We start from the raw sequence: 23,312 nt of genomic DNA on the forward strand, positions 1-23,312 counted from the left end.
TTTGAATGACAGGAGGCCTCATACAAAGTGGCTGAACAACCGATACGTTATGAATTTATAAAGGAATGCAAACAAACGGGAGCGCGGCTGGGCAGAGTTCATACGCCCCACGGCTCCTTTGAGACGCCTGTATTTATGCCGGTCGGCACGCTTGCTACGGTAAAGACGATGTCTCCGGATGAGCTGAAATCTATGGATGCGGGCATTATTTTAAGCAATACGTACCATTTATGGCTCCGTCCGGGACACGACATTGTAAAAGAAGCGGGCGGGCTTCATAAGTTTATGAACTGGGACCGCGCGATTTTAACAGATTCCGGCGGTTTTCAGGTCTTTTCATTGAGCAAGTTTCGTAATATAGAAGAAGAAGGCGTTCATTTCCGCAATCACTTAAACGGAGACAAGCTGTTTTTATCTCCGGAAAAAGCGATGGAAATTCAAAACGCCCTCGGCTCTGATATCATGATGGCGTTTGATGAGTGTCCGCCGTATCCGGCAGAGTATGATTACATGAAACGCTCTGTGGAACGGACCAGCCGCTGGGCGGAACGCTGCCTGGAGGCGCACGGGCGCTCAGATGAGCAGGGTCTGTTCGGGATCGTACAAGGCGGAGAATACGAAGACCTGCGGACACAAAGTGCAAAAGACTTGGTTTCGCTTGATTTTCCGGGGTATGCCATAGGCGGATTATCTGTCGGCGAGCCGAAGCACGTCATGAACCGAGTGCTTGAGTTTACAACTCCGCTTTTACCGAAGGACAAGCCGAGATATTTAATGGGTGTGGGTTCACCGGATGCCTTAATTGACGGCGCCATCCGCGGCGTGGATATGTTTGACTGCGTACTGCCGACCCGGATTGCCCGAAACGGCACGGTGTTTACGAATGAAGGGCGTCTGAATATGAAAAACGCCAAATATGAGCGTGATTTCCGTCCGATTGACGAAGAGTGCAGCTGCCATACATGCAAAAATTACTCCCGCGCTTACATCAGACATTTGATCCGCTGTAATGAAACGTTTGGAATTCGATTAACAACTTACCATAACCTTCATTTTCTGTTACACTTAATGGAGCAGGTCAGACAAGCCATCCGGGAGGATCGTCTTGGTGATTTCCGAGAAGAGTTCTTTGAGCGTTACGGCTATAATAAGCCAAATGCGAAAAGCTTCTAAATAAAACCATTCTTGAAAGGAGGGAAACAGATGGGTACTTTAGGCACAATCGTTCCTATTATTTTAATGTTTGCAGTGCTTTATTTCCTGCTCATCCGTCCGCAGCAAAAGCAGCAGAAGGCCGTACGCCAGATGCAGGAAGAGCTGAAAAAAGGGGATTCAGTGGTGACAATCGGAGGATTGCACGGCACTGTTGATTCAATTGATGAAAGCAAGGTCGTCATTAAAACAGGTGATAACACCCGTTTAACATTTGACCGCCGCGCAATCAGAGAAGCTTCCGCTGAATAACAGCGAAGCTCATACATACAAAAAAAAAGAGCGGAGAATCCGCTCTTTTTTTATTACGCTGATCTGCTTCCTTTCAAATTCACTCCGAAAATGCCGCCCAGCATACTGACTCCCAAAAAGCCGAGATGAAACAAAAGCTGACCGGATGTAAACGTTTTTCCGAACCCTAAATATTGAAACAGCAAGATGATTAATGAAAAACAGACGGCGGTTAACGCTCCGATCATCCAGCCTTTTTCCTTCGCTTTGCCGCCCGATATAAAACCTCCCGCAAATAAAGAAAGAAAAGAAAGCGCGGTGATCAGCCAGCTGAAAGATGATTCTTCCATTGAGGTAACCGTCAGTAAAAGCGAAATCGCAAAACTCGTAAGAAGCATCACCGCAAAAATAGCCACTAAGCCGTACAAAACGCCTCTTCCCACTTGTTTCGTTTCTTCCATTTTTATCTCCTCTCCGCTCTGCGGCCTGATATATGACAAGCCGGAGCCCGTCTTTTTCTAAATGTATTCTCTGAATGTTCGAATTAGACGTAAATGCATGATGTTCAGCCCGTTTCTTACATAATTCAGAGCCGATGGCAAATGCTATGACCGTTGGAGGTGCGATATGGAAGATATTTTCATTATTACGTTTCGTACGATTGTGCTTTATTTTATCATTCTTGTGATTTTCAGACTGATGGGAAAACGGGAAATCGGAGAACTGAGCATTTTAGACCTTGTCGTCTCCATTATGATTGCCGAGATTGCCGTATTGGCAATTGAAAATGTAAAAGATAAGCTTTTGCACACAATAGTGCCGATTGTCGTTTTAATGATTATTCAAGTAAGCCTTGCTTTTATTTCGCTCAAAAGCCAAAAAATACGGCAGCTGCTTGACGGAAAACCCACGATTATTATAAAACAGGGAAAAATTGATGAACGGGCGATGAGATCGCAGCGCTACAATTTTGACGATCTTCTTATGCAGCTGAGGGAGAATAACATCGATAGAATCTCTGACGTGTCGTACGCCATTTTGGAGTCTTCGGGCAAACTGTCAATCGTCAAAAAGAAAAACAATAAGGATAAGCAGATGGAAACATCGCTTATCGTTGACGGGGTCATTCAGAACGAGCATCTGGACAGAATCGGGAAAGATAAACACTGGCTTGAAAAAAATTTAGCAAAAAGAGGATATCGCGATCTTTCGGTTATATCATTCTGCACGTTTACGGACGGCGCTTTTTTTATTGATCTTAAAGATGAAAAAGGGGAGCCATAAATCGGTTTCACCGCGTCACGAACTTGCCGATGACCGGAATCCGGATCAGCTCTTCCCTTTTAATCAGCCTGAATAACAGAAGAAGCGCAATGTATAAAATCGAGGTCATTGCAATCCAGCCTGTGAGATTAACAGCCTCTGATCCTGAAAAATGAACGGCGTGCTTGATGATGCGGCTGACATAACCGCAAATGAATATGACGGCAAAACAGAGCGCGTATTCTTTTATTTTAATGCTGATCGGAAGCACCTTGCTTACGGTGGCCGCATGCAGCAGGGTGACAAGGACCATCCCCGTTACAATCGCAAGTGCGGCGCCCATGATGCCCAAGGAAGGCCTGGTCGCCAAAACAAAAATCAGGCCGGTTTTGACAGCGGCGCCGATAAAACTGTTCATCATGGCGGCCCCGGCTAAATTGAGAGCCTGCAGCACCGCCTGAAGGGGCCCCTGAAAATAGTAAAGCAGAAAAAACGGCGCCATCACTTTAACAAATACCGCTGCATTAGTTGATCCGTACATGACGGACATCAGTTCATCAGCGAAAGAGAATAAAATAACCACCGAAATGCCTCCGCTTAAAAGACACAGCCTCATCGCCTGTTCCAGACGGTATTCGACAACTTGCAGCTTTTTTTGCTCCATTCCTTCACTGATCGCAGGAACAAGCGCCGTAGACAGAGAATAGGTTATAAAGCTGGGCAGCGTCAAAACCGTCATGGCAAATCCGGTCAGCTCCCCGTACTGGCTGGTGGCGGCAGCGGTGGCCACTCCTGCAATCGCAAGGCTCTGCGCGACGACAATAGGTTCAAAAAACCAAGATAAATTTCCGATGAAGCGGCTTCCGGTTGTCGGGAGCGACACGCTCATCAGCTGGCGGAAGGTTTCTTTTCCATTTGCAATCGACTTGAAAAATTGTTTTCTGATTCTGATTGTTTTATTTGCTTTAAAACAAATGAATAAATAAATAAGAGAGGCAAGCTCCCCGATGACAGACGAAATCATAGCTCCGGCTGCGGCATATTCAATCCCGTACGGCAGAAACACCGTCGTGCAGACTGCGACAAGTGAAATCCGCACGATCTGCTCAAGCACTTGGGAAAACGCCAGCGGGTTCATATTCTGCCTGCCCTGAAAGTAACCGCGCAGCACGCTGGAGATCGCGATAATCGGCACGACGGGCGTAATCGCCAGAAGCGGGTAAACCGTGCGCTGATCCGTCAGCATCGTTTCGGACATAATCGGCGCAAAGCATAAAAACAGCGGCGTGAAGATGAGACTTAATATCCCGGTGACGGTAAGCGACATCACTAAAATGTGTTTCATTTTCTGCCGGTCCCCCCGCGCGCTTGCTTCAGCGACAAGTTTGCTGATGGCAACGGGGAGGCCGAATTGAGTCAAAGTGGTGGCCAAAAAAAATGTCGGGGCAGCCATCATGTATAAACCGACCCCTTCTTCACCGATAAACCGGGCGATAACCACCCGGTTGACAAAGCCGAGCATTCTCGTAATCATCCCGGCTGCGATGAGAATAAGAGTGCCTCTTAAAAAAGTCTGTTTTGCCATTTTATAAACCCCTGCCTTCTCAAACTACCTGGAATCATATACAATAAAGATATGCGCCGATGTCGTCCGAGCATGACAAGTCTTCGAGAAAAATGGAAAAAGGAGCGAGCGCCCAGTGGAGAAACATCCCGCCGAAATGTACAAAGATCATTTGCGGCCTTTCTTGTACAGTAAACTTGAAGAGTTCAAAATCCTCGGATACGATGATGTTGAGCACGAGAGTTTATGGTCATACTTAATACATAAAAAGTGGAAACAGAAAAAGGAACTGCCGCTGCATGAATTGGCCGGTCATATTTTATCAGTTAAAATTGGCGATTTTATGAACTATGCAACCGTTGAAGCTTTTAAGTCGTCTAATTGGCTGGAAAGCGATGAGGGTCAGGAAGCTTTGGATGAACTGCTGAGATAATGATTTGACGGCATAGGTTTAAGGAGGAAATACATAATGAAAAAAGGACGCTTGATTGCGTTTTTCCTGATCGTATTATTGATCGGCACAGGGCTGGGGTATTTTACAAAACCGGCTGCCGATAATATTACGTTAGGATTGGATTTACGCGGCGGGTTTGAAGTTCTGTACGATGTGCAGCCCGTCAAAAAAGGCGATAAAATCACAAAAGACGTGCTCGTCAGCACGGTGCAGGCGCTGAACCGCCGGGCTAACGTTCTCGGCGTAAGCGAGCCGAACATTCAGATTGAAGGAAATAACCGTATCCGCGTTCAGCTGGCTGGCGTCACGAACCAGAACAGGGCGCGCGAAATTCTGTCAACGGAAGCGCAGCTCTCGTTCAGGGATACGAATGATAAAGAGCTGTTAAACGGCTCTGATCTCGTGGAAAACGGCGCGAAGCAAACCTTTGATCCGACGACGAATAAGCCAATCGTCAGTGTGAAATTAAAGGACGCTGACAAATTTGGTGAAGTGACTAAGAAAATTTTAAAGATGGCACCTAACAATCAACTTGTTATATGGTTAGACTACAAAGAAAGTGAATCATTTAAGAGTGAAGTTAAAAAAGCACATCCGAAATATATTGCGGCACCAAACGTCAGACAAGAATTGAATACTACTGACGTTACTATCGAGGATGATGATTTTACCGTTCAAAAAGCGAAGGACTTGGCCAATATTTTAAACGCGGGCGCGCTGCCTGTGAAACTGACCGAAAAATACTCTACTTCCGTAGGGGCGCAATTCGGACAGCAGGCTTTGCATGATACGGTAGAGGCCGGCATCATCGGTATTGCAATTGTTTTCTTATTTATGCTGCTTTATTACAGACTGCCTGGACTCATAGCGGTAATTACGCTTTCTGTATACGTGTATATCACGCTTCAAGTGTTTGACTGGATGCAGGCGGTGCTGACGCTTCCGGGTATTGCGGCGCTCATTTTGGGTGTCGGGATGGCGGTTGACGCCAACATCATCACCTATGAACGGATAAAAGAAGAACTGAAACTCGGCAAATCCGTCCGCTCAGCTTTCCGTTCAGGGAACAGACGGTCATTCGCGACGATTTTCGATGCGAACATCACAACGATTATCGCAGCGGTCGTGCTCTTTATTTTCGGGACAAGCTCTGTAAAAGGGTTTGCGACGATGCTGATTCTGTCAATTCTGACAAGCTTTATTACAGCTGTCTTCCTTTCAAGATTCCTGCTCTCTCTTCTCGTGGAAAGCAGATGGCTTGACCGGAAAAAAGGCTGGTTCGGCGTCAAGAAAAAACATATTATGGACATTCAAAAAACGGATGAAAATACTGAACCGCATACGGCATTCCAAAAATGGGATTTCACGAGCAAGCGAAAATATTTCTTTATTTTCTCAAGCGCTGTAACCATTGCGGGAATTATCATCTTGCTGGTCTTTAAGCTCAACCTGGGAATCGATTTTGCAAGCGGGGCGCGGATTGACGTGCAGAGCAATCATGCATTGACGGCGCAGCAGGTTGAAAAAGACTTTGACTCTCTCGGCATGGATCCGGAAAACATCGTGCTCTCGGGTAAAGAGAACCATGTTGCCGCAGCCCGGTTTGTCGGAGAGCCATCTAAAGAAAAGATCGCTGAAATCAAAACGTACTTTAAGGACAAATACGGATCTGAACCGAACGTCAGCACGGTATCGCCGACAGTCGGAAAAGAACTGGCCCGTAATGCTTTATATGCCGTGGCAATTGCATCAATCGGCATCATTATTTACGTATCAATACGTTTCGAGTACAGAATGGCTATCGCCGCAATTGTATCCCTGCTGTATGACGCTTTCTTTATCGTCGCGTTTTTCAGCATTACAAGGCTGGAGGTTGACGTAACCTTTATCGCCGCTATTCTCACCATAATCGGTTACTCGATAAATGATACGATCGTTACATTTGACCGGATACGCGAGCAGATGAAAAAACGCAAGCCGAAGTCATTTGCCGATCTGGAACACATCGTGAATCTGAGTTTGCAGCAAACCTTTACACGTTCGATCAATACGGTCTTGACCGTTGTGATTGTGGTCGTCGTGCTGCTCATTTTGGGCTCATCGTCAATTACAAACTTCTCCGTCGCCTTATTGGTCGGTTTATTGACGGGCGTTTATTCCTCTCTTTACATCGCCGCGCAGCTGTGGCTTGTATGGAAAGGAAAAGAATTTAGAGGGAAAAAATCAATCGAAGAGTAAAAGGAAACAGGCTGTCTTCCGGAAGGCAGCCTGTTTTTTTAGGCCGCATTGAACTTAAAACCTGCATTTGCTATAATGACATACGCTTACATAATCAATCATCATTGTAAAAACATGTAGGAGGGTTCTTATGAACGTTCGTGAGTCGGAGCTTCCGGGCATCGGCCAGAAAGTAGAAGTCATTACGAAAAATCACGATAAAATCAGTATTATTCTTCATGATGACGGCAGAAAAGAGCTCTATTACTTCGATGAGAATGATCATGACGAATGCTTGGCATCCGTTGAATTTAACGACGAAGAGGCAAGGCAGATTTCCGCTATTTTAGGCGGGATGACGTATAAGCCGAAAGCGCTGGAATCTGTGGAAGTCGCGCTTGATGACCTCGTCATTGAGTGGTTTAAAGCCGAATCTCATGCACCGGCTGTCAGCCGTACAATCGGAGATTTGGAGATCAAGAAACATTACAACGTCCAGATTATTGCGATCGTGAAGAAAAACCGGCAAAAACAGCTGAGTCCCGGTATTGATACCGTAATTGAAGAAGGGGACACCCTCGTCATATCGGGAGAAAGAAGCGGACTGAAAAAGCTGGTCCGCGAGCAGTTGACGGCCCGGATTTCCTGAGGTTTGGGTTTACTCCCGGGAAAACGGGGGAAAAGATAAGAATCAATAATTGGGGGCAGACGCATGAATAAACAATGGACTATTATATTCGCTTTACTATTTACTCTGATTGTCGCCATCTTTGCTGTCATTAACGTGCGGGCGGTTGAGGTTGATTATCTGTTCGGAACCGCTGAATGGCCGCTGATTTTAGTCATTTTAGGCTCTGTGTTAATGGGAGCGCTGATCGTGTTTTCAGCCGGTATATTTCAAGTGATGAAACTGAAGCGCGAAATTAAAATGCTGCGGAAAGAAAACAGATCCGCAGGTGAATTGACGGCTGATTCGGACGGCAAAAAAACAGCCGCTCCGCCGGAAGAAATGCTTGAAGAGAAAAAAGGATCAGAATAACATTTGAAACCCCTCAGTCCGCTCTAGTATAATAGGGTGGTTGAGGGGTGAATTTATGTTAGCGTCAAAAATGCGCTGGGAAATCCAGCAGCCGGATCAGGAAAAAGTCAAATCACTCACAGAACAATTGGACATAACACCTCTTGTGGCATCACTGCTTGTAAAAAGAGGTTTTGATACTGCCGAAAGCGCAAGGCTGTTTTTACATACAAAGGATGCAGACTTTTATGACCCGTATGAATTAAAGGGAATGCGGGAAGCAGTTGATCGGATAAAACTGGCGGTTTCTCAAGGGGAACCGATTATGATTTACGGAGATTACGATGCAGACGGCGTTACAAGCACGTCAGTGATGCTGACGGCACTCAAACAGCTGTCGGCGGACGTTGACTTTTATATTCCCGACCGTTTTACAGAAGGCTACGGCCCGAATGAACAAGCTTTCCGCTCCATAAAAGAGCGGGGATTTTCGCTGATCATTACAGTGGATACGGGAATCGCCGCCGTCCATGAAGCTGAAGTCGCAAAAGAGCTGGGCTTAGACGTCATTATTACCGACCACCATGAGCCGGGACCCGAGCTTCCTGACGTATTTGCGATCATCCACCCGAAGCAGCCGGGATGCGGCTATCCGTTTAAAGAATTGGCCGGCGTCGGTGTGGCGTTTAAGCTTGCCCACGCGCTTACGGGTTCTTTGCCGGAAGCTATGCTGGACTTGGCGGCAATCGGTACGGTTGCAGATCTGGTGCCTCTTCATGATGAAAACAGATTAATTGCGTCACTCGGAATTGAAAGGCTTCGGACGACAAATCGGCCGGGCCTCAAAGCTCTGATTAAGCTTTCCGGCGGAGATATCGGACAAGCTGATGAGGAAACGATCGGATTTCAGGTCGCACCGAGGCTCAATGCCGTCGGAAGAATAGAACAGGCCGATCCCGCCGTTCACCTGCTGATGACCGAAGATCAGTTTGAAGCGGAGGAACTGGCTTCGGATATTGACCGGCTGAATAAAGAGCGGCAGAAAATGGTGAAAACCATGACCGAAGAGGCTGTTGAAATGGTTCAGCAGCAAGGCGGAAACCCGTCTGCCATTGTAGTGGCAAAAGCCGGCTGGAATCCGGGAGTCGTCGGTATTGTCGCATCGAAGCTGGCTGAACGTTTTTACCGGCCCGCTGTTGTGCTTGGAATAGATGTGGAGCAGGGAATCGCTAAAGGGTCGGCGCGAAGCATCAGGGGCTTCAACCTTTTTACGAGCCTTTCACAGTGCAGAGACATTCTTCCTCATTTCGGCGGGCATCCGATGGCGGCCGGAATGACGTTGAAGGCTGAAGATGTGGCGGAATTAAGGGACAGGCTGAATCAAATGGCTGAAGAAACCCTGACGGAAGAGGATTTTATTCCCGTTCAGGAGGTTGATCTTGTCTGCGGCGTTGAAGACATAACCGTTGAAAGCATTACAGAATTGAATATGCTGTCGCCGTTCGGCATGCTTAACCCTAAACCGCATGTGATGGTGAAAAATGCCGTGCTTGATGATGTGCGCCTGATCGGAGCGAATAAAAACCACGTAAAAATGACGGTGAAAAGTGATTCCGCCGTCCTTGACTGCGTCGGCTTTAACAAAGGAGAGCTGGAAGCCGGAGTTGTTCCCGGATCAACGATTTCCATTGTCGGCGAGATGTCCATTAATGAATGGAACAACAGAAAGAAGCCCCAGCTGATGATTAAAGATGCTGCGGTGCCGGAATGGCAGCTTTTTGATATTCGAGGCAAGCGGACGTGGGAAGACACGGTCACCGCGCTGCCGAAGGAAAAACGGGTGCTCATCAGCTTTAACGAAAAAACCGCTCAGAAGCTCCGTGAAAAAGAGCTGTCGGGCGAGCTTGCCGGGATCACTTCGGAATCCGAGGCGGAAGTTCTCCAGCTTGACGGAAAATATGCCGTTTTTCTGGATGTGCCGCCGTCAGCGGATCGCCTGCAGCATTTGCTAGACGGAAAGAAGCCGGAACGGATTTATTTTGTTTTTATCAATCATGAAGAACATTTCCTGTCCTCATTTCCATCGCGGAATGATTTCAAGTGGTTTTACGCATTTCTCTTGAAAAGGGGCGCTTTTGACTTCGGCAAGCATGGTTCAGAGCTTGCAAGACACAGAGGATGGTCAATTGACACAATCAATTTTATGACAAAGGTGTTTTTTGATCTCGGTTTTGTTAAAATAGAAGATGGTGTGCTGTCTGTCGTGAACGGCGCGAAAAAACGCGACCTGGCAGATTCGCAAACCTATCAGGTAAAACAGCAGCTGATGGAATTAGACCAGAAGCTCAATTATTCCGCAGCCCATGAGCTGAAGGAATGGCTGAATAAGCTGATGAACCAAGGTTCAGAGGCTTATGAAAGTACGAGGAGGACATAGAACAGATGGATCTTAAAAAATACGTAACAATTGTGCCCGATTACCCGAAAGAAGGCGTACAATTTAAAGATATTACGACATTGATGGACAAAGGCGACGTATACCGTTACGCCACTGACCAGATTGTTGAATATGCAAAAGAAAAAGAAATTGATTTAGTTGTCGGGCCTGAAGCGCGCGGCTTTATTATCGGCTGTCCGGTTGCATACGCGCTCGGAGTCGGCTTTGCGCCGGTTCGGAAAGAAGGAAAACTTCCGCGTGAGGTCATTAAAGTCGATTACGGTTTGGAGTACGGAAAAGACGTACTGACAATTCATAAAGATGCGATTCTGCCGGGACAGCGCGTGCTGATTACTGATGATTTGCTGGCAACAGGGGGCACGATCGAAGCAACGATTAAGCTTGTCGAAGAACTGGGCGGCGTCGTAGCCGGTATTGCGTTCTTAATCGAGCTTTCTTACCTTGACGGCAGAGACAAGCTTGACGATTACGATATTTTAACATTAATGAAATATTAACCGCATATGGAAAAAAGCACTCGTGTCAGGGTGCTTTTTTCCTATTATTTCATCATCCTGACAGATTCTTTAGGTGTTTTGAACTTCTGCCCTTTACATCTCTCGTTTTTTTCTTGATAATAAACTAATACAGTTTACATTTAAAAAAGGTGATTCCATGGCGAACGAACAAGTATTGACTGCCGAGCAAGTAATAGATAAAGCGCGCACTTATCTGCCGGAGGAGCAGATTGCGTTTGTTGAGAAAGCTTACCTGTATGCGCAAAACGCGCATCGCGAACAGTACCGCAAATCAGGTGAGCCGTACATCATTCATCCGATTCAGGTGGCGGGGATTCTCGTCGATCTGGAAATGGACCCTTCCACAATTGCGGGCGGATTTCTGCATGACGTGGTAGAGGACACGGATGTCACCCTCGACGACCTGAAGGAAGCATTTTCTGAAGAAGTGGCGATGCTTGTCGACGGCGTGACGAAGCTCGGTAAAATTAAGTATAAATCTCAAGAGGAGCAGCAGGCGGAAAACCATCGAAAAATGTTTGTCGCTATGGCTCAGGATATCAGAGTCATATTGATCAAGCTGGCGGATCGCCTTCACAATATGCGGACGTTAAAGCATCTTCCGCAGGAAAAGCAGCGGAGAATTTCAAATGAGACGCTGGAGATTTTCGCTCCGCTGGCCCATCGGCTCGGGATTTCTAAAATCAAATGGGAGCTTGAAGACACCGCTCTCCGTTATTTGAATCCTCAGCAGTATTACAGAATCGTCAACCTCATGAAGAAAAAGCGCGCGGAACGCGAACTTTATGTCGAAGAGGTTGTCAATGAAGTGAAAAAACGGGTCGAAGAAGTGAATATCAAAGCGGACTTTTCAGGACGCCCGAAGCACATCTACAGCATTTACCGCAAGATGGCGCTGCAAAATAAACAGTTCAATGAAATATATGATCTGCTCGCCGTCCGTATTCTTGTCGGAAGCATTAAAGACTGCTACGCCGTACTCGGCATTATTCATACGTGCTGGAAGCCGATGCCGGGCAGATTCAAAGATTATATTGCGATGCCTAAGCCGAATATGTATCAGTCTCTGCATACGACCGTAATCGGGCCTAAAGGCGATCCACTGGAAGTGCAGATCAGAACGTTTGAGATGCATGAGATCGCTGAATACGGGGTGGCCGCACACTGGGCATATAAAGAAGGCAAGGCTGCAAACGAAGAAGCGACATTTGAGAAAAAACTGTCCTGGTTCCGTGAAATTCTGGAATTCCAAAACGAGTCTACCGATGCGGAAGAATTTATGGAATCGCTGAAAATCGATCTGTTTTCTGACATGGTATACGTATTTACGCCAAAAGGCGATGTCATTGAACTGCCGTCAGGCTCTGTGCCGATTGATTTTTCCTACAGGATACACTCGGAGATCGGCAACAAAACAATCGGGGCGAAAGTGAACGGAAAAATGGTGACGCTTGACCATAAGCTCCGGACGGGCGACATCGTCGAGATTCTGACGTCCAAGCATTCATACGGCCCGAGCCAAGACTGGGTCAAACTGGCGCAGACGTCCCAGGCGAAACACAAAATCCGCCAATTCTTTAAGAAACAGCGCCGTGAAGAAAACGTCGAAAAAGGCCGTGAGCTTGTCGAGAAAGAAATTAAAAATCTTGATTTTGAAGTGAAAGATGTTTTAACACTCGAAAATCTTCAAAAAGTTGCCGACAAGTTCAATTTCTCAAATGAAGAGGATATGTACGCGGCGGTCGGGTATAACGGCATTACCGCTCTTCAGGTGGCCAATAGGCTCACCGAAAAAGAACGGAAGCTGCGTGACCAGGAAGAGCAGGAAAAAATCGTTCAGGAAGTCACTTCCGAGCCGAAACATTATCCGCAAGGGAGAAAACGGGAAGCGGGTGTGCGCGTAAAAGGCATTGACAACCTTCTCGTCCGCTTGTCGAAATGCTGCAACCCGGTGCCGGGCGACCATATCGTCGGTTTTATTACAAAAGGGCGCGGTGTATCCGTTCACCGGGATGACTGTCCGAACGTCAAAACGAATGAAGCGCAGGAACGTCTGATCCCCGTTGAATGGGAGCATGAATCACAGGTTCAAAGACGCAAAGAATATAACGTTGAGATTGAGATTTTAGGGTATGACCGTCTCGGGCTTTTAAATGAGGTGCTCCAAGCCGTAAATGAGACGAAAACCAACATCTCCTCTGTCTCCGGCAAATCCGACCGCAATAAAGTCGCTACGATTCATATGGCGATTTTTATCCAAAACATCAATCATCTGCACAAAGTGGTCGAGCGGATTAAACAGATCAGAGACATCTATTCAGTCCGCCGGGTAATGAACTAAAAGGAGCTTGCTATGAAATTAGTTGTTCAGCGTGTAACAGAAGCGAGTGTGACGGTTGACGGCGCTGTCGCAGGCCGGATCGGACCCGGTATTATGGCGCTTGTCGGCATCACTCATGAAGATACAGAAGAAGATGCCGCTTACTTGGCGGATAAAATCGTGAATCTTCGGATTTTTGATGATGAAAGCGGCAAGATGAATTTATCGCTTTTGGATACGGGCGGGGAGATTTTATCCGTTTCCCAGTTTACGCTTTACGGCGAAACGAAGAAAGGGAGACGCCCGAATTTTATGAATGCGGCTAAACCGGATCAGGCTGTGCTCCTTTATGAAAAGTGGAACGAACTCCTTCGGGAAAAAGGAGTCAAAGTGGAAACCGGAATATTCGGAGCCATGATGGATGTTCAGCTGACGAATTCCGGGCCGATTACATTGATTATGGATTCTAAACAATAAAAAAGCTGCCGTTCGGCAGCTTTTTTTATGATTGAAAATAATGTTCCAATCCGCTTTCAATTCCGTCTGTCACTTTTTCCTGGTAAGAGCCGCTATGTATGATTGTTTCTTCTTGCGGTTGACTGAGATAGCCGAGCTCATACAGCATGGCAGGCCGTTTATTTTCCCTCAGGACGTAATAATCGCCAAACAGAACGCCGCGATCAGGAATAGGGGAACGCTTCACTACTTCAGAATGGACGTCTGAGGCAAGCTGGCGGTCCTTAGACGGACTGTAATAATAAGCCGTGCTTCCTCTCGTTGACGTATCGGCATAGCTGTCATAGTGAATGCTGATAAAGGCATCCGCATTCCGGTAATGAGAGGTTGAAACCCTGGCCTGCAGGCTGATAAATGTATCATCCTGTCTGGTGATATACACGTTTGCACCGGCCGCTCTCAATTTTCCGGCTAACAGCTTAGCTGTTTTAATCGTTACGTTTTTTTCAAACTTTCCGGAGTAGCCGATCGTTCCGCTGTCTTTTCCTCCGTGTCCGGGATCAACGACGATCGTTTTGTTTTTAAGTGAGCCGCTGCCGCCTGACGTGTTGGGAGAAGGTGCTTCGCCTGTTTCCTCACCGCTTTTTGACGTTTGTACGACCCAGTCTGCCACATATGCGGTTTGTCCGTTCTCAAGCCGGACTTCATACCATTTGCCGCTTGAGCCGACAATCGGGTAGGCTGCGCCTTTATCTGCTCTTTTTACGATAGAAGCGGAAGTCGAGGCCGAGCTCCTTAAGTTGGTGCCGCCGTAAACAATATACGCTTTTTTCGAGGAGCCTGAGCCCGCAGAACCGTCTCCTGAGCCCGATGCGCTGTCCGATGAGTCAGAATCCTTTATGATGTAGTGGCTTGCTGCCCAGCCTTTTTGCCCGTTTGCTTCAATTTTCAGCCAGCCGTGGTCTTCACTTAAGATGGAAACCTTTGTTCCGCGTGATAATTTAGTCATAATCGCTGAATCATGTGACGCTGCACTTCTGACATTCAATGAAGAAACGCCGACCGTTCCGTTTTTTGACCCGCTTCGGGCCGAAGTTGCTTTCGTATCCGATCCGCCGCTGTCCGCGGTGACGTATTCGGAAGAAACCCACCCGGTTGTGCCTTGATAAGAAATGTTCACCCATCCGCTGTTCTTGTCCAGCACGGATGCATGCGCGCCTTGCGGAAGTTTGCCGATGACTTCATACGATGTCCCCGGGCCTTTTCTGATGCGGAGGTCAGGATCGGTGGAAGTGACCGTTCCGCTTGTTGCGGATGAATGGTCTGCTCCCCCGGCTGTTTTTGATATCAGCCAGGAAACGACCCATCCGGTTTTACCGGGGCTCAGCTGAAGCTGTACCCAGTCTCCCTCTTCTTTAGTGATCGGGTATCTTTCCCCTTTTTTCACTTCAGCCTTAATTCCGTAGCTCAGGCCGGGACCGCCTCTGACATTGATCTTGTCTGTCGCGATGACCGCTTCTCCCTCTGCGGCGATTGCGGTGTGAAATGACGGAAGAAGCTCTGTGATGATGACGCCGCATAAAATAAGAGCAAGAGTTCTCTTCTTCATGGCTGTCCTCCTTTCTGAACTAACTAAAATACATTCTTGTATAATATCGTATTTTCCTTGCTGAATGTTAAATAAAAATAAAATGGTTTGTTTATACTAGTCATAAATACAGCGAAAAGGTGTGCAAATCATGAAATATCAACCAAAAATGGGACGCGCGCTGCACGATGCGGAAGGAAATCTGCACTTCAGTGATCAGAGCGATAGAGAAAAGGCGGGTTTTCTAGAAGAGACGTCGACGGAGTTCGGTCTCTTATCGAAAGAAGCGGTCGCAAGGAAAAACAGACGGAATAAAACTTGACAGGGGAGTGCAATCCCATTATTATAATAGAAATTGATGTACATAAGTCATGATAACGATTTTGAACCGATAATGGAGAAGAGTAGGTCAGAATGCATGGAGAAGAGAGGAACCGTCCCGGGCTGAAAGCGGATCCGCACTGCATCTTTCTCGAAACAACACTCCGGAGGTTCCCTGCTGAACGCTTTTGCAAGTCATTAGGCAGCGGACGTGAACCTGCGTTAAAGGTCAGAGCGGGGATGCTTCGGCATTCCAACTAGGGTGGCACCACGGGTATAACTCTCGTCCCTACTATACATGTATAGTAGGAGCGGGAGTTTTTTTATTTGAAGAAAGACATTAAGGAGGCCTGTAACATGGCATATCACATTCCAAGAGGCACACAGGACATACTGCCGGGTGAATCAGACAGATGGCAGTTCGTCGAACAAATTATGAGGGAGACGTGCCGCACTTATCAATATAAAGAAATCCGCACGCCGATCTTCGAGCATACGGAATTATTCGCAAGAGGCGTCGGTGAGTCTACAGATATCGTGCAGAAAGAAATGTACACGTTTGAAGACCGTAAAGGGAGAAGCCTGACGCTTCGGCCGGAAGGAACAGCCGCCGCAGTCCGCGCGTTCAATGAAAATAAATTATTTGCGAACCCGGTGCAGCCGACGAAGCTTTATTATGTCGGACCGATGTTCCGTTACGAACGTCCGCAGACAGGGCGTTTCCGCCAATTCTATCAATTCGGAATTGAAGCGATCGGCTCCAAAGATCCGGCCGTGGATGCAGAAGTCATTGCGCTTGCGATGAGTATTTACCGTAAAGCCGGTTTGAAACATATCAAGCTTGTGCTGAACAGCCTTGGTGACCAGGAGAGCCGCAAATCCTACCGGGAAGCGCTCGTCAAACATTTTGAACCGCGCATCGGAGAATTTTGCTCAGACTGCCAGTCGCGTCTGCACACAAACCCGCTCAGAATTCTTGACTGCAAGAAAGACAGAGAGCATGAACTGATGAAAACGGCTCCGTCCATTCTTGATTACTTAAATGAAGAATCAGCCGCTTATTTTGAGAAAGTAAAACAATACTTAAACGATCTCGGCATCCCGTTCGAAATAGATCCGAATCTTGTCAGAGGGCTTGATTATTATAACCATACCGCTTTTGAAATTATGAGCAATGCCGAAGGATTCGGAGCGATTACAACCCTTGCCGGCGGGGGCCGCTATGACGGGCTTGTTGAACAGATCGGCGGACCTGAAGCGCCGGGTATCGGATTTGCGATGAGCATCGAACGTCTGCTGGCAGCCATTGACGCTGAGAAAACAGAGCTTCCTGTCAATCAGGGGATTGACTGCTACATCGTGACGCTCGGAGAAAAAGCGAAGGATTATTCCGTTTCCCTCGTGTACAAACTGAGAGAAGCGGGCATCTCAAGTGAAATCGATTATGAAAATAAAAAGATGAAGGGCCAATTCAAAACGGCTGACCGCCTCGGCGCACGTTTTATTGCGATTTTAGGAGAAGATGAGCTTGCCCAAAATAAAATCAATGTAAAAGATGCGGAAGCAGGAGAGCAGCGTGAAGTGGTGTTAGACGAGCTGATACAAGTGTTAAAGGCAGATCAAAAGCAGTGAAGGAGAGGAACGCTATGTTTGGAAGGACATATTATTGTGGCGAGATAACTGAAAAAGCGATTGGCGAAACCGTCAAACTGAAAGGGTGGGTGCAGAAACGGCGCGATCTCGGCGGCTTGATTTTCATTGATTTGCGCGACCGCTCGGGTATTGTGCAAGTCGTGTTCAACCCTGACGTATCCAAGGAAGCCCTTGCCGCAGCGGAAGCAATCAGAAACGAATATGTGCTTGATATCGAAGGCACGGTTTCTGCCCGTGAAGAAGGCACGGTGAATCCCAACCTGAAAACCGGTAAAATTGAAATCAAAGCTGAAGCGGTGACGGTGCTCAGCACGGCGAAAACGCCTCCGTTTCCGATCAGTGACCAGGCGGCTGACGTTTCTGAAGACGTCCGGTTAAAACACCGTTATTTGGATTTGCGCCGCCCGGCGATGTTTCAAACATTGCAAATGCGCCATCAAGTCACAAAATCCATCCGCCATTTCTTGGATGAAAACGGATTTCTTGATATTGAAACACCGATTTTAACAAAAAGCTCTCCCGAAGGCGCCCGTGATTACTTAGTGCCGAGCCGGGTGCATGAAGGAGAATTTTACGCCCTTCCGCAATCGCCGCAGATTTTTAAACAGCTTCTGATGGTGTCGGGCTTTGAACGGTATTATCAAGTGGCCCGCTGCTTCCGCGATGAAGACTTGCGTGCCGACCGCCAGCCGGAATTTACGCAGATTGATATCGAAATGTCCTTTATGAGTCAAGAGGACATCATGGCTCTGGCGGAAGAGATGATGGCGAAAGTCATGCTCGAAACAAAAGGTGTTGAAGTACCGCTTCCGCTTCCGCGAATGACATATGAAGAAGCGATGAACAGCTACGGTTCTGACAAGCCCGACACCCGCTTCGGCATGCTGCTGACGGACGTGTCAGGCATAGTGAAAGATACAGAATTTAAGGTGTTCTCATCAGCCGTGGCAAACGGCGGCGTTGTAAAAGCGATCAATGTCAAAGGCGCTGCCGGCGACTATTCCAGAAAAGATATCGATGCGCTCGGCGTATTTGCCGGAAATTACGGCGCGAAAGGCCTCGCTTGGGTGAAAGTTGAAGCTGACGGCGTAAAAGGCCCGATTGCGAAATTCTTTGATGAAGAGAAGCAGGCAAAACTGGCTGAAGCGCTTGATGCTTCTGAAGGCGATCTGCTCCTGTTCGGCGCTGATAAGTTTGAGGTTGTGGCTCAATCCCTCGGCGCGCTTCGCTTAAAGCTCGGCAAAGAACGCGGCCTGATTGACGAAAGCCTCTTCAACTTCCTGTGGGTTGTGGACTGGCCGTTACTGGAGCATGACGAGGAAGAAGGCCGTTTCTATGCGGCTCACCACCCGTTTACAATGCCTGTCCGTGAAGATCTTGACCTGATTGAAACGGCGCCTGAAGATATGAAAGCGCAGGCTTACGACCTTGTCTTAAACGGCTATGAACTCGGCGGAGGCTCAATCCGTATTTTTGAAAAAGACGTTCAGGAAAAAATGTTCGGGCTTCTCGGCTTTACAAAAGAAGAAGCGGAGGAGGAGTTCGGATACCTTCTTGAAGCCTTTGAATACGGCGCCCCTCCGCACGGCGGAATCGCGCTCGGCTTAGACCGTTTGGTTATGCTTCTTGCAGGCCGCACAAACTTAAGAGATACGATCGCTTTCCCGAAAACGGCAAGCGCAAGCTGCCTTCTTACGGAAGCGCCCGGCGAAGTGAGCGACGCCCAGCTTGAAGAACTTCACCTTTCTGTCAAAAGAAAAGTGAAACAGTAAAGATCAGCAGTTTGTTTCTTGAAAATCAAAATCTGCTGTGATATGATTTTGACAAGTTAAATAAAGTCCTGATGTGTTAGTTGTACACCTAGTTTTGACCGAACATTTTTTTGATTTGGGAGCCCGTATTTTTAAATGGCGTACATGCCTCTTTTCATTCGTTAAGAGGACTTACAAGATTTAAAAAAGGGCACCCACCTGCTGAGAGCGGGTTCAAAACGAAGGAAAGCTGCAACGGCACAATTGGGACTTTATTTTTTGTGCGCTAAAACCAGCGGCTTTTTGACAAGCCGAGTTTATAAAACCAGAATGTGGAGTGAGGTTCTTGTTACATCAGTTTTCCAGAAATGAGCTAGCGATTGGAAAAGAAGGGCTGGACACGTTAAAAAACAGCACGGTGGCCGTTCTCGGCGTCGGCGGAGTCGGTTCATTCGCAGCCGAAGCATTGGCGAGGTCCGGAGTGGGGCGGATCGTGCTTGTCGATAAAGATGATGTTGACATTACAAACGTAAATCGCCAGCTGCATGCGCTCTTGTCGACGGTGGGACAGCCGAAAACAGACTTGATGAAAGAGCGGATCGCGGATATTAATCCGGATTGTGACGTCGTCGCCTTAAAAATGTTTTATACGGAAGAGACGTATGAGCAGTTCTTTGAGCATCCGCTCGATTACGTCATTGACGCGTCGGATACGATTCATTATAAAATTCATCTGATGAAAGAATGTCTGAAACGGAATGTTCCGCTGATTTCAAGCATGGGAGCGGCGAATAAAACAGACCCGACACGCTTTCAGATTGCTGATATTTCAAAAACCCATACCGATCCGATTGCCAAAGTCGTCCGCACAAGGCTTCGCAAAGAGGGCATTAAAAAAGGCGTACAGGTCATTTTTTCTGATGAAAGCCCGATCGTCATCCGTGAAGACGTCAGAAAAGAAGTCGGGAATGATGAAGCGAAAATCCGCAAAGCGCAAATGCCGCCGTCTTCCAACGCCTGGGTTCCGTCAGTGGCCGGTCTGATTATGGGCGGACATGTTGTCATGGAGCTCTTAAAGGAGATCGACATTAAACGGGTTAAAGATAAATAAAAAGAAAAACAGCCTTCTTCAGGAAAGGCTGTTTTTTATTTGAATCCGCCGTTTACACGAAAGATTTTGGCCGGTATCAAAAAAGACAAGAACACATAGGGTGTCCTTGTCCGGTTATTTTTTCTGCTTCATCAGTTTTTCATACACTTGCTTTATGGCGGCTTCAAATTTCCCCGTTTGTTTCGGTTTATAGTATTGCTTGTTTTTTAACGGATCAGGCAAATATTGCTGTTCGACCCATCCGTTCTCGAAATCGTGAGGATATTGATAGCCGATCCCGCGTCCGAGCTCTTGGGCCCCTTTATAGTGGGCGTCTTTTAAATGTTTCGGCACATCGCCGATTTTACCCGTCCTGATGTCTTTGAGCGCCTCATCAACGGCTGAGATGGAGGAGTTTGATTTTGGCGAGAGGCATAATTCGATTACCGCATTGGCCAGCGGAATTCTCGCTTCCGGAAAGCCGATCCGTTCTGCGGTCTGAATCGCGCTCAGCACCCGGGGGCCTGCCTGCGGGCTTGCGAGGCCGATATCTTCATAGGCGATCACGAGAAGCCTTCTTGATAAGCTTTCAAGGTCTCCGGCTTCGATCAGACGGGCCAGATAATGAAGGGCGGCGTTTGCGTCCGAGCCTCGGATTGATTTTTGGAAGGCGGATAAGACGTCATAATGCGCATCGCCGTTTTTATCATGAGTATAGCTTTTTTTCTGCAGACATTCTTCCGCCGTTTCCCGTGTAATCCGGATCGTGCCATCGCTTGATTCCTTTGTAGAGAGCACGGCAAGCTCCAGTGCGTTCAAAGCGGAGCGGACGTCTCCTCCGCACCCTTGTGCGAAATGATCCATCGCGTCGTCGTCCACCGAAACGCTGTAGGAACCGAGTCCCCGGTGTTTATCTGTGAGCGCTCTTTTCAATGCCTGCTTGATCAGATCGGGTGTTAACGGTTCGAGCTCAAATATCTGGGTCCGGCTTCTGATGGCCGGGTTAATGGCATGATAAGGGTTGGCGGTCGTCGCGCCGATTAAAATAATCATTCCGTTTTCTAAATAGGGCAGCAGAAAATCCTGCTTTCCCTTATCAAGCCTGTGCACTTCGTCAAGGATTAAAATGACCTGGCCTGACATTTTCGCTTCCTGTACGACAATCTCCATGTCTTTTTTATTATGAATGACGGCATTCAATTTCCTGAATGCGATGCTTGTCGATCCTGCGATCGCTGTGGCGATGGACGTTTTTCCGATGCCCGGCGGTCCGTACAGGATCATGGATGATAAGTGCTTTGCACGCACCATTCTGCCGATGATTTTATCTTCTTTGACCAAATGTTCCTGGCCGATAATGTCTTCGATATTGGCAGGCCGCATCCGATACGCCAATGGTTTCATGAACATCTCTCCTTACATATACAGGGTAACGGAAAACGGACGATTAGAAAAGCGAATTGCGGCGGGCCCCGTGTTTCAATGAAAATTAGGATAAGTTATGTTATAATAACAGTTGGTCTATAAGATACTAAACAGATTATTCATATCCATTTACTTGTATAAATTAACAATTAGAATTGACTGGGGTGTTCATATTGAAAATATCGACAAAGGGAAGATACGGGCTCACCATTATGATTGAATTGGCGAAAAAGCACGGAGACGGTCCGACGTCGCTCAAAAGCATCGCCCAAACAAACAGCCTTTCTGAGCATTACTTGGAACAGCTTGTATCACCGCTCAGAAACGCGGGACTCGTAAAAAGCATCAGAGGCGCTTACGGGGGTTACGTGCTCGGGGGCCGGCCTGAAGAGATAACGGCCGGAGACATTATCAGAGTGCTGGAAGGGCCGATCAGCCCGGTAGAAGTGCTTGAGGATGAAGAGCCTGCCAAGCGGGAGTTATGGATCCGCATCCGCGACGCTGTAAAAGACGTGCTGGACAGCACGACGTTAGAAGACCTTGCGAGCTACACGGACGGCGAGCAGGAAGCTTATATGTTCTATATTTAAACCAGAGGTGTACAGACAATGGAACGGATTTATTTAGATCATGCCGCGACTTCCCCGATGGATGAGCGTGTGCTCGAAGAAATGAAGCCCCATTTCTTCGGCAGTTTCGGCAACCCGTCAAGCATTCATTCATTCGGGAGAGAATCCCGGAAATGGGTCGATGAAGCGAGAGCGGACATCGCGCGCGAAATCAGTGCGAAAGAACAGGAAATTATTTTCACAAGCGGCGGCACGGAGGCTGATAATTTGGCGATTTTCGGAACGGCTGCCGCCCGGAAAAATGAAGGAAAGCATATCATTACGACCGCTGTTGAGCATCATGCTGTATTGCACGCCTGCGAAAAGCTGGAAGAAGACGGCTTTGAGGTGACATACCTCATCCCCGGCCCTTCAGGACGGATCAGTGCAAATCAGGTGAAAGAAGCGCTCCGTGATGATACAATCCTTGTTACCGTCATGTATGGCAATAACGAAGTCGGAACCATTCAGCCGATTGACGAAATCGGAGAGCTGTTAAGCGGGCATCAGGCCTATTTTCACACAGATGCCGTCCAGGCATTCGGTTATATGCCGATTGACGTGAAAAAAAGCAGAATTGACATGCTGTCTGTTTCCGGTCACAAGCTTAACGGGCCTAAAGGGACAGGCTTTTTATATGTAAATCAAGAGGTGAAGCTGTCACCGATTCTTCTCGGGGGAGAGCAGGAACGAAAGCGCCGCGCGGGGACGGAAAATGTACCGGGCATCGCCGGCTTAAAAGAAGCGGTCGTCCTTTCAAACCGTGAGAGGGAAGAGAAAACAGCGAAGTATAAGGAGTTTAAGAACATTATCATGAGCACGCTGGAAAAATCCGGCGTTACAGCGGAGGTGAACGGAGATGCCGAGAAATGCCTGCCACATATTTTAAACCTTTACTTTCCCGGTGTGCCGGTGGAAGCGCTGCTGGTCAATCTTGACATGGAAGGCATTGCCGTCTCCAGCGGATCTGCTTGTACAGCGGGATCCGTTCTTCCGTCCCATGTGCTTACGGCCATGTTCGGAAGTGAGAGCGGCAGGCTGACTTCGTCAATCCGCCTCAGCTTCGGCCTCGGCAATACGGCGGAACAAATCGAAACAGCCGCCGAAAAGCTTGCCGCCGTCGTTAAACGGCTTGCTTAAAACGGCGGACTTACGTTTTTAATGG

At 47.6% G+C, this 23,312-nt stretch carries 21 protein-coding genes, 1 other RNA gene and 1 other annotated feature; of the genes, 18 read left to right on the plus strand and 4 right to left on the minus strand.

What is annotated here, in order from left to right:
- Window positions 1-27: 27 nt before the first annotated feature.
- Together tgt and yajC are read left to right on the plus strand one after the other, a co-directional pair.
- Window positions 28-1,173 (plus strand): tRNA guanosine(34) transglycosylase Tgt, encoded by a 1,146-nt coding sequence (tgt, locus tag OVA33_RS11585; RefSeq protein ID WP_007408186.1) that lies wholly within the window; start codon window positions 28-30, stop codon window positions 1,171-1,173.
- A gap of 30 nt (window positions 1,174-1,203) precedes the next feature.
- Window positions 1,204-1,464, plus strand: a complete 261-nt coding sequence (gene yajC, locus OVA33_RS11590) for a preprotein translocase subunit YajC (RefSeq protein WP_003152695.1) — start codon at window positions 1,204-1,206, stop codon at window positions 1,462-1,464.
- A 53-nt stretch (window positions 1,465-1,517) separates the two neighbouring features.
- On the opposite strand, the gene OVA33_RS11595 is transcribed toward yajC, so the two are convergent.
- The gene (locus OVA33_RS11595) at window positions 1,518-1,904 is read right to left on the minus strand and encodes a TIGR04086 family membrane protein (protein WP_063636755.1); all 387 of its coding nucleotides are present in this window, start codon (window positions 1,902-1,904) and stop codon (window positions 1,518-1,520) included.
- Window positions 1,905-2,070: 166 nt separating this feature from the next.
- Between OVA33_RS11595 and OVA33_RS11600 the strand changes: the two genes are divergently transcribed.
- Window positions 2,071-2,727 (plus strand): DUF421 domain-containing protein, encoded by a 657-nt coding sequence (locus OVA33_RS11600; protein ID WP_003152699.1) that lies wholly within the window; start codon window positions 2,071-2,073, stop codon window positions 2,725-2,727.
- A gap of 7 nt (window positions 2,728-2,734) precedes the next feature.
- On the opposite strand, the gene spoVB is transcribed toward OVA33_RS11600, so the two are convergent.
- Window positions 2,735-4,291: a stage V sporulation protein B gene (gene spoVB, locus OVA33_RS11605; protein WP_025649680.1), complete on the minus strand. Its 1,557-nt coding sequence runs from the start codon at window positions 4,289-4,291 to the stop codon at window positions 2,735-2,737.
- 115 nt (window positions 4,292-4,406) lie between these two features.
- Here spoVB and OVA33_RS11610 point away from each other — a divergent pair, with 115 nt between their 5' ends.
- The 8 genes from OVA33_RS11610 (at window position 4,407) to dtd (ending at window position 13,732) form a co-directional block, all read left to right on the plus strand.
- Window positions 4,407-4,703, plus strand: coding sequence for a post-transcriptional regulator (locus OVA33_RS11610; protein WP_007408189.1), 297 nt, complete (start codon window positions 4,407-4,409; stop codon window positions 4,701-4,703).
- Window positions 4,704-4,739: 36 nt separating this feature from the next.
- Window positions 4,740-6,962 carry a protein translocase subunit SecDF gene (secDF, locus tag OVA33_RS11615; protein WP_063636754.1) on the plus strand — a complete coding sequence of 741 codons (2,223 nt, stop codon included), beginning with the start codon at window positions 4,740-4,742 and terminating at the stop codon, window positions 6,960-6,962.
- A 130-nt stretch (window positions 6,963-7,092) separates the two neighbouring features.
- Window positions 7,093-7,590 (plus strand): cation:proton antiporter regulatory subunit, encoded by a 498-nt coding sequence (locus OVA33_RS11620; protein ID WP_012118088.1) that lies wholly within the window; start codon window positions 7,093-7,095, stop codon window positions 7,588-7,590.
- 63 nt (window positions 7,591-7,653) lie between these two features.
- Window positions 7,654-7,980, plus strand: a complete 327-nt coding sequence (locus OVA33_RS11625; protein ID WP_003152709.1) for a LapA family protein — start codon at window positions 7,654-7,656, stop codon at window positions 7,978-7,980.
- 55 nt (window positions 7,981-8,035) lie between these two features.
- On the plus strand, window positions 8,036-10,396 hold the full coding sequence (recJ, locus tag OVA33_RS11630; protein ID WP_128974208.1) for a single-stranded-DNA-specific exonuclease RecJ: 2,361 nt from the start codon (window positions 8,036-8,038) through the stop codon (window positions 10,394-10,396).
- Window positions 10,397-10,401: 5 nt separating this feature from the next.
- On the plus strand, window positions 10,402-10,914 hold the full coding sequence (locus OVA33_RS11635) for an adenine phosphoribosyltransferase (protein WP_003152714.1): 513 nt from the start codon (window positions 10,402-10,404) through the stop codon (window positions 10,912-10,914).
- Window positions 10,915-11,071: 157 nt separating this feature from the next.
- A complete protein-coding gene (gene relA, locus OVA33_RS11640) occupies window positions 11,072-13,276 on the plus strand; it encodes a GTP diphosphokinase (protein WP_003152716.1) in 2,205 nt (734 codons plus the stop codon).
- 12 nt (window positions 13,277-13,288) lie between these two features.
- Window positions 13,289-13,732, plus strand: a complete 444-nt coding sequence (gene dtd, locus OVA33_RS11645) for a D-aminoacyl-tRNA deacylase (protein WP_007408194.1) — start codon at window positions 13,289-13,291, stop codon at window positions 13,730-13,732.
- A 25-nt stretch (window positions 13,733-13,757) separates the two neighbouring features.
- On the opposite strand, the gene OVA33_RS11650 is transcribed toward dtd, so the two are convergent.
- Entirely contained in the window at window positions 13,758-15,320 is a 1,563-nt protein-coding gene (locus OVA33_RS11650; RefSeq protein WP_025649677.1) for an N-acetylmuramoyl-L-alanine amidase family protein, read from the minus strand.
- 130 nt (window positions 15,321-15,450) lie between these two features.
- Here OVA33_RS11650 and OVA33_RS11655 point away from each other — a divergent pair, with 130 nt between their 5' ends.
- From OVA33_RS11655 to OVA33_RS11675, 5 genes are all read left to right on the plus strand, one after another.
- A complete protein-coding gene (locus OVA33_RS11655; protein WP_094247699.1) occupies window positions 15,451-15,621 on the plus strand; it encodes a YrzK family protein in 171 nt (56 codons plus the stop codon).
- A gap of 60 nt (window positions 15,622-15,681) precedes the next feature.
- Window positions 15,682-15,914, plus strand: a binding site (T-box leader).
- 63 nt (window positions 15,915-15,977) lie between these two features.
- Window positions 15,978-17,252, plus strand: coding sequence for a histidine--tRNA ligase (gene hisS / locus OVA33_RS11660; RefSeq protein WP_017418229.1), 1,275 nt, complete (start codon window positions 15,978-15,980; stop codon window positions 17,250-17,252).
- 14 nt (window positions 17,253-17,266) lie between these two features.
- Complete coding sequence (aspS, locus tag OVA33_RS11665) at window positions 17,267-19,045, plus strand: aspartate--tRNA ligase (RefSeq protein ID WP_017418228.1); 1,779 nt, start codon at window positions 17,267-17,269, stop codon at window positions 19,043-19,045.
- Window positions 19,046-19,107: 62 nt separating this feature from the next.
- Window positions 19,108-19,299: non-coding RNA, 6S RNA (ssrS, locus tag OVA33_RS11670), on the plus strand.
- A gap of 71 nt (window positions 19,300-19,370) precedes the next feature.
- Window positions 19,371-20,135: a tRNA threonylcarbamoyladenosine dehydratase gene (locus OVA33_RS11675; protein ID WP_017418227.1), complete on the plus strand. Its 765-nt coding sequence runs from the start codon at window positions 19,371-19,373 to the stop codon at window positions 20,133-20,135.
- Window positions 20,136-20,249: 114 nt separating this feature from the next.
- Here OVA33_RS11675 and OVA33_RS11680 read toward each other — a convergent pair whose 3' ends face one another.
- Window positions 20,250-21,518 (minus strand): replication-associated recombination protein A, encoded by a 1,269-nt coding sequence (locus OVA33_RS11680; RefSeq protein ID WP_025649676.1) that lies wholly within the window; start codon window positions 21,516-21,518, stop codon window positions 20,250-20,252.
- Between the two features lie 194 nt (window positions 21,519-21,712).
- Between OVA33_RS11680 and cymR the strand changes: the two genes are divergently transcribed.
- Both cymR and OVA33_RS11690 read left to right on the plus strand, forming a co-directional pair.
- Complete coding sequence (gene cymR / locus OVA33_RS11685) at window positions 21,713-22,129, plus strand: cysteine metabolism transcriptional regulator CymR (protein ID WP_017418225.1); 417 nt, start codon at window positions 21,713-21,715, stop codon at window positions 22,127-22,129.
- An 18-nt stretch (window positions 22,130-22,147) separates the two neighbouring features.
- On the plus strand, window positions 22,148-23,287 hold the full coding sequence (locus tag OVA33_RS11690) for a cysteine desulfurase family protein (RefSeq protein WP_007612815.1): 1,140 nt from the start codon (window positions 22,148-22,150) through the stop codon (window positions 23,285-23,287).
- The last annotated feature ends 25 nt before the right edge of the window (window positions 23,288-23,312 follow it).

This window comes from Bacillus sp. KICET-1 (assembly GCF_027721405.1).
GTDB classification, from domain to species: domain Bacteria; phylum Bacillota; class Bacilli; order Bacillales; family Bacillaceae; genus Bacillus; species Bacillus velezensis.

Bases quoted from the DNA above. Each gene is read 5' to 3' on its own strand.
- yajC (WP_003152695.1), top strand. From the start codon at position 1,204: ATGGGTACTTTAGGCACAATCGTTCCTATTATTTTAATGTTTGCAGTG.
- OVA33_RS11595 (WP_063636755.1), bottom strand. From the start codon at position 1,904: ATGGAAGAAACGAAACAAGTGGGAAGAGGCGTTTTGTACGGCTTAGTG.
- OVA33_RS11600 (WP_003152699.1), top strand. From the start codon at position 2,071: ATGGAAGATATTTTCATTATTACGTTTCGTACGATTGTGCTTTATTTT.
- spoVB (WP_025649680.1), bottom strand. From the start codon at position 4,291: ATGGCAAAACAGACTTTTTTAAGAGGCACTCTTATTCTCATCGCAGCC.
- secDF (WP_063636754.1), top strand. From the start codon at position 4,740: ATGAAAAAAGGACGCTTGATTGCGTTTTTCCTGATCGTATTATTGATC.
- OVA33_RS11620 (WP_012118088.1), top strand. From the start codon at position 7,093: ATGAACGTTCGTGAGTCGGAGCTTCCGGGCATCGGCCAGAAAGTAGAA.
- OVA33_RS11625 (WP_003152709.1), top strand. From the start codon at position 7,654: ATGAATAAACAATGGACTATTATATTCGCTTTACTATTTACTCTGATT.
- recJ (WP_128974208.1), top strand. From the start codon at position 8,036: ATGTTAGCGTCAAAAATGCGCTGGGAAATCCAGCAGCCGGATCAGGAA.
- OVA33_RS11635 (WP_003152714.1), top strand. From the start codon at position 10,402: ATGGATCTTAAAAAATACGTAACAATTGTGCCCGATTACCCGAAAGAA.
- relA (WP_003152716.1), top strand. From the start codon at position 11,072: ATGGCGAACGAACAAGTATTGACTGCCGAGCAAGTAATAGATAAAGCG.
- dtd (WP_007408194.1), top strand. From the start codon at position 13,289: ATGAAATTAGTTGTTCAGCGTGTAACAGAAGCGAGTGTGACGGTTGAC.
- OVA33_RS11650 (WP_025649677.1), bottom strand. From the start codon at position 15,320: ATGAAGAAGAGAACTCTTGCTCTTATTTTATGCGGCGTCATCATCACA.
- OVA33_RS11655 (WP_094247699.1), top strand. From the start codon at position 15,451: ATGAAATATCAACCAAAAATGGGACGCGCGCTGCACGATGCGGAAGGA.
- hisS (WP_017418229.1), top strand. From the start codon at position 15,978: ATGGCATATCACATTCCAAGAGGCACACAGGACATACTGCCGGGTGAA.
- aspS (WP_017418228.1), top strand. From the start codon at position 17,267: ATGTTTGGAAGGACATATTATTGTGGCGAGATAACTGAAAAAGCGATT.
- OVA33_RS11680 (WP_025649676.1), bottom strand. From the start codon at position 21,518: ATGAAACCATTGGCGTATCGGATGCGGCCTGCCAATATCGAAGACATT.
- OVA33_RS11690 (WP_007612815.1), top strand. From the start codon at position 22,148: ATGGAACGGATTTATTTAGATCATGCCGCGACTTCCCCGATGGATGAG.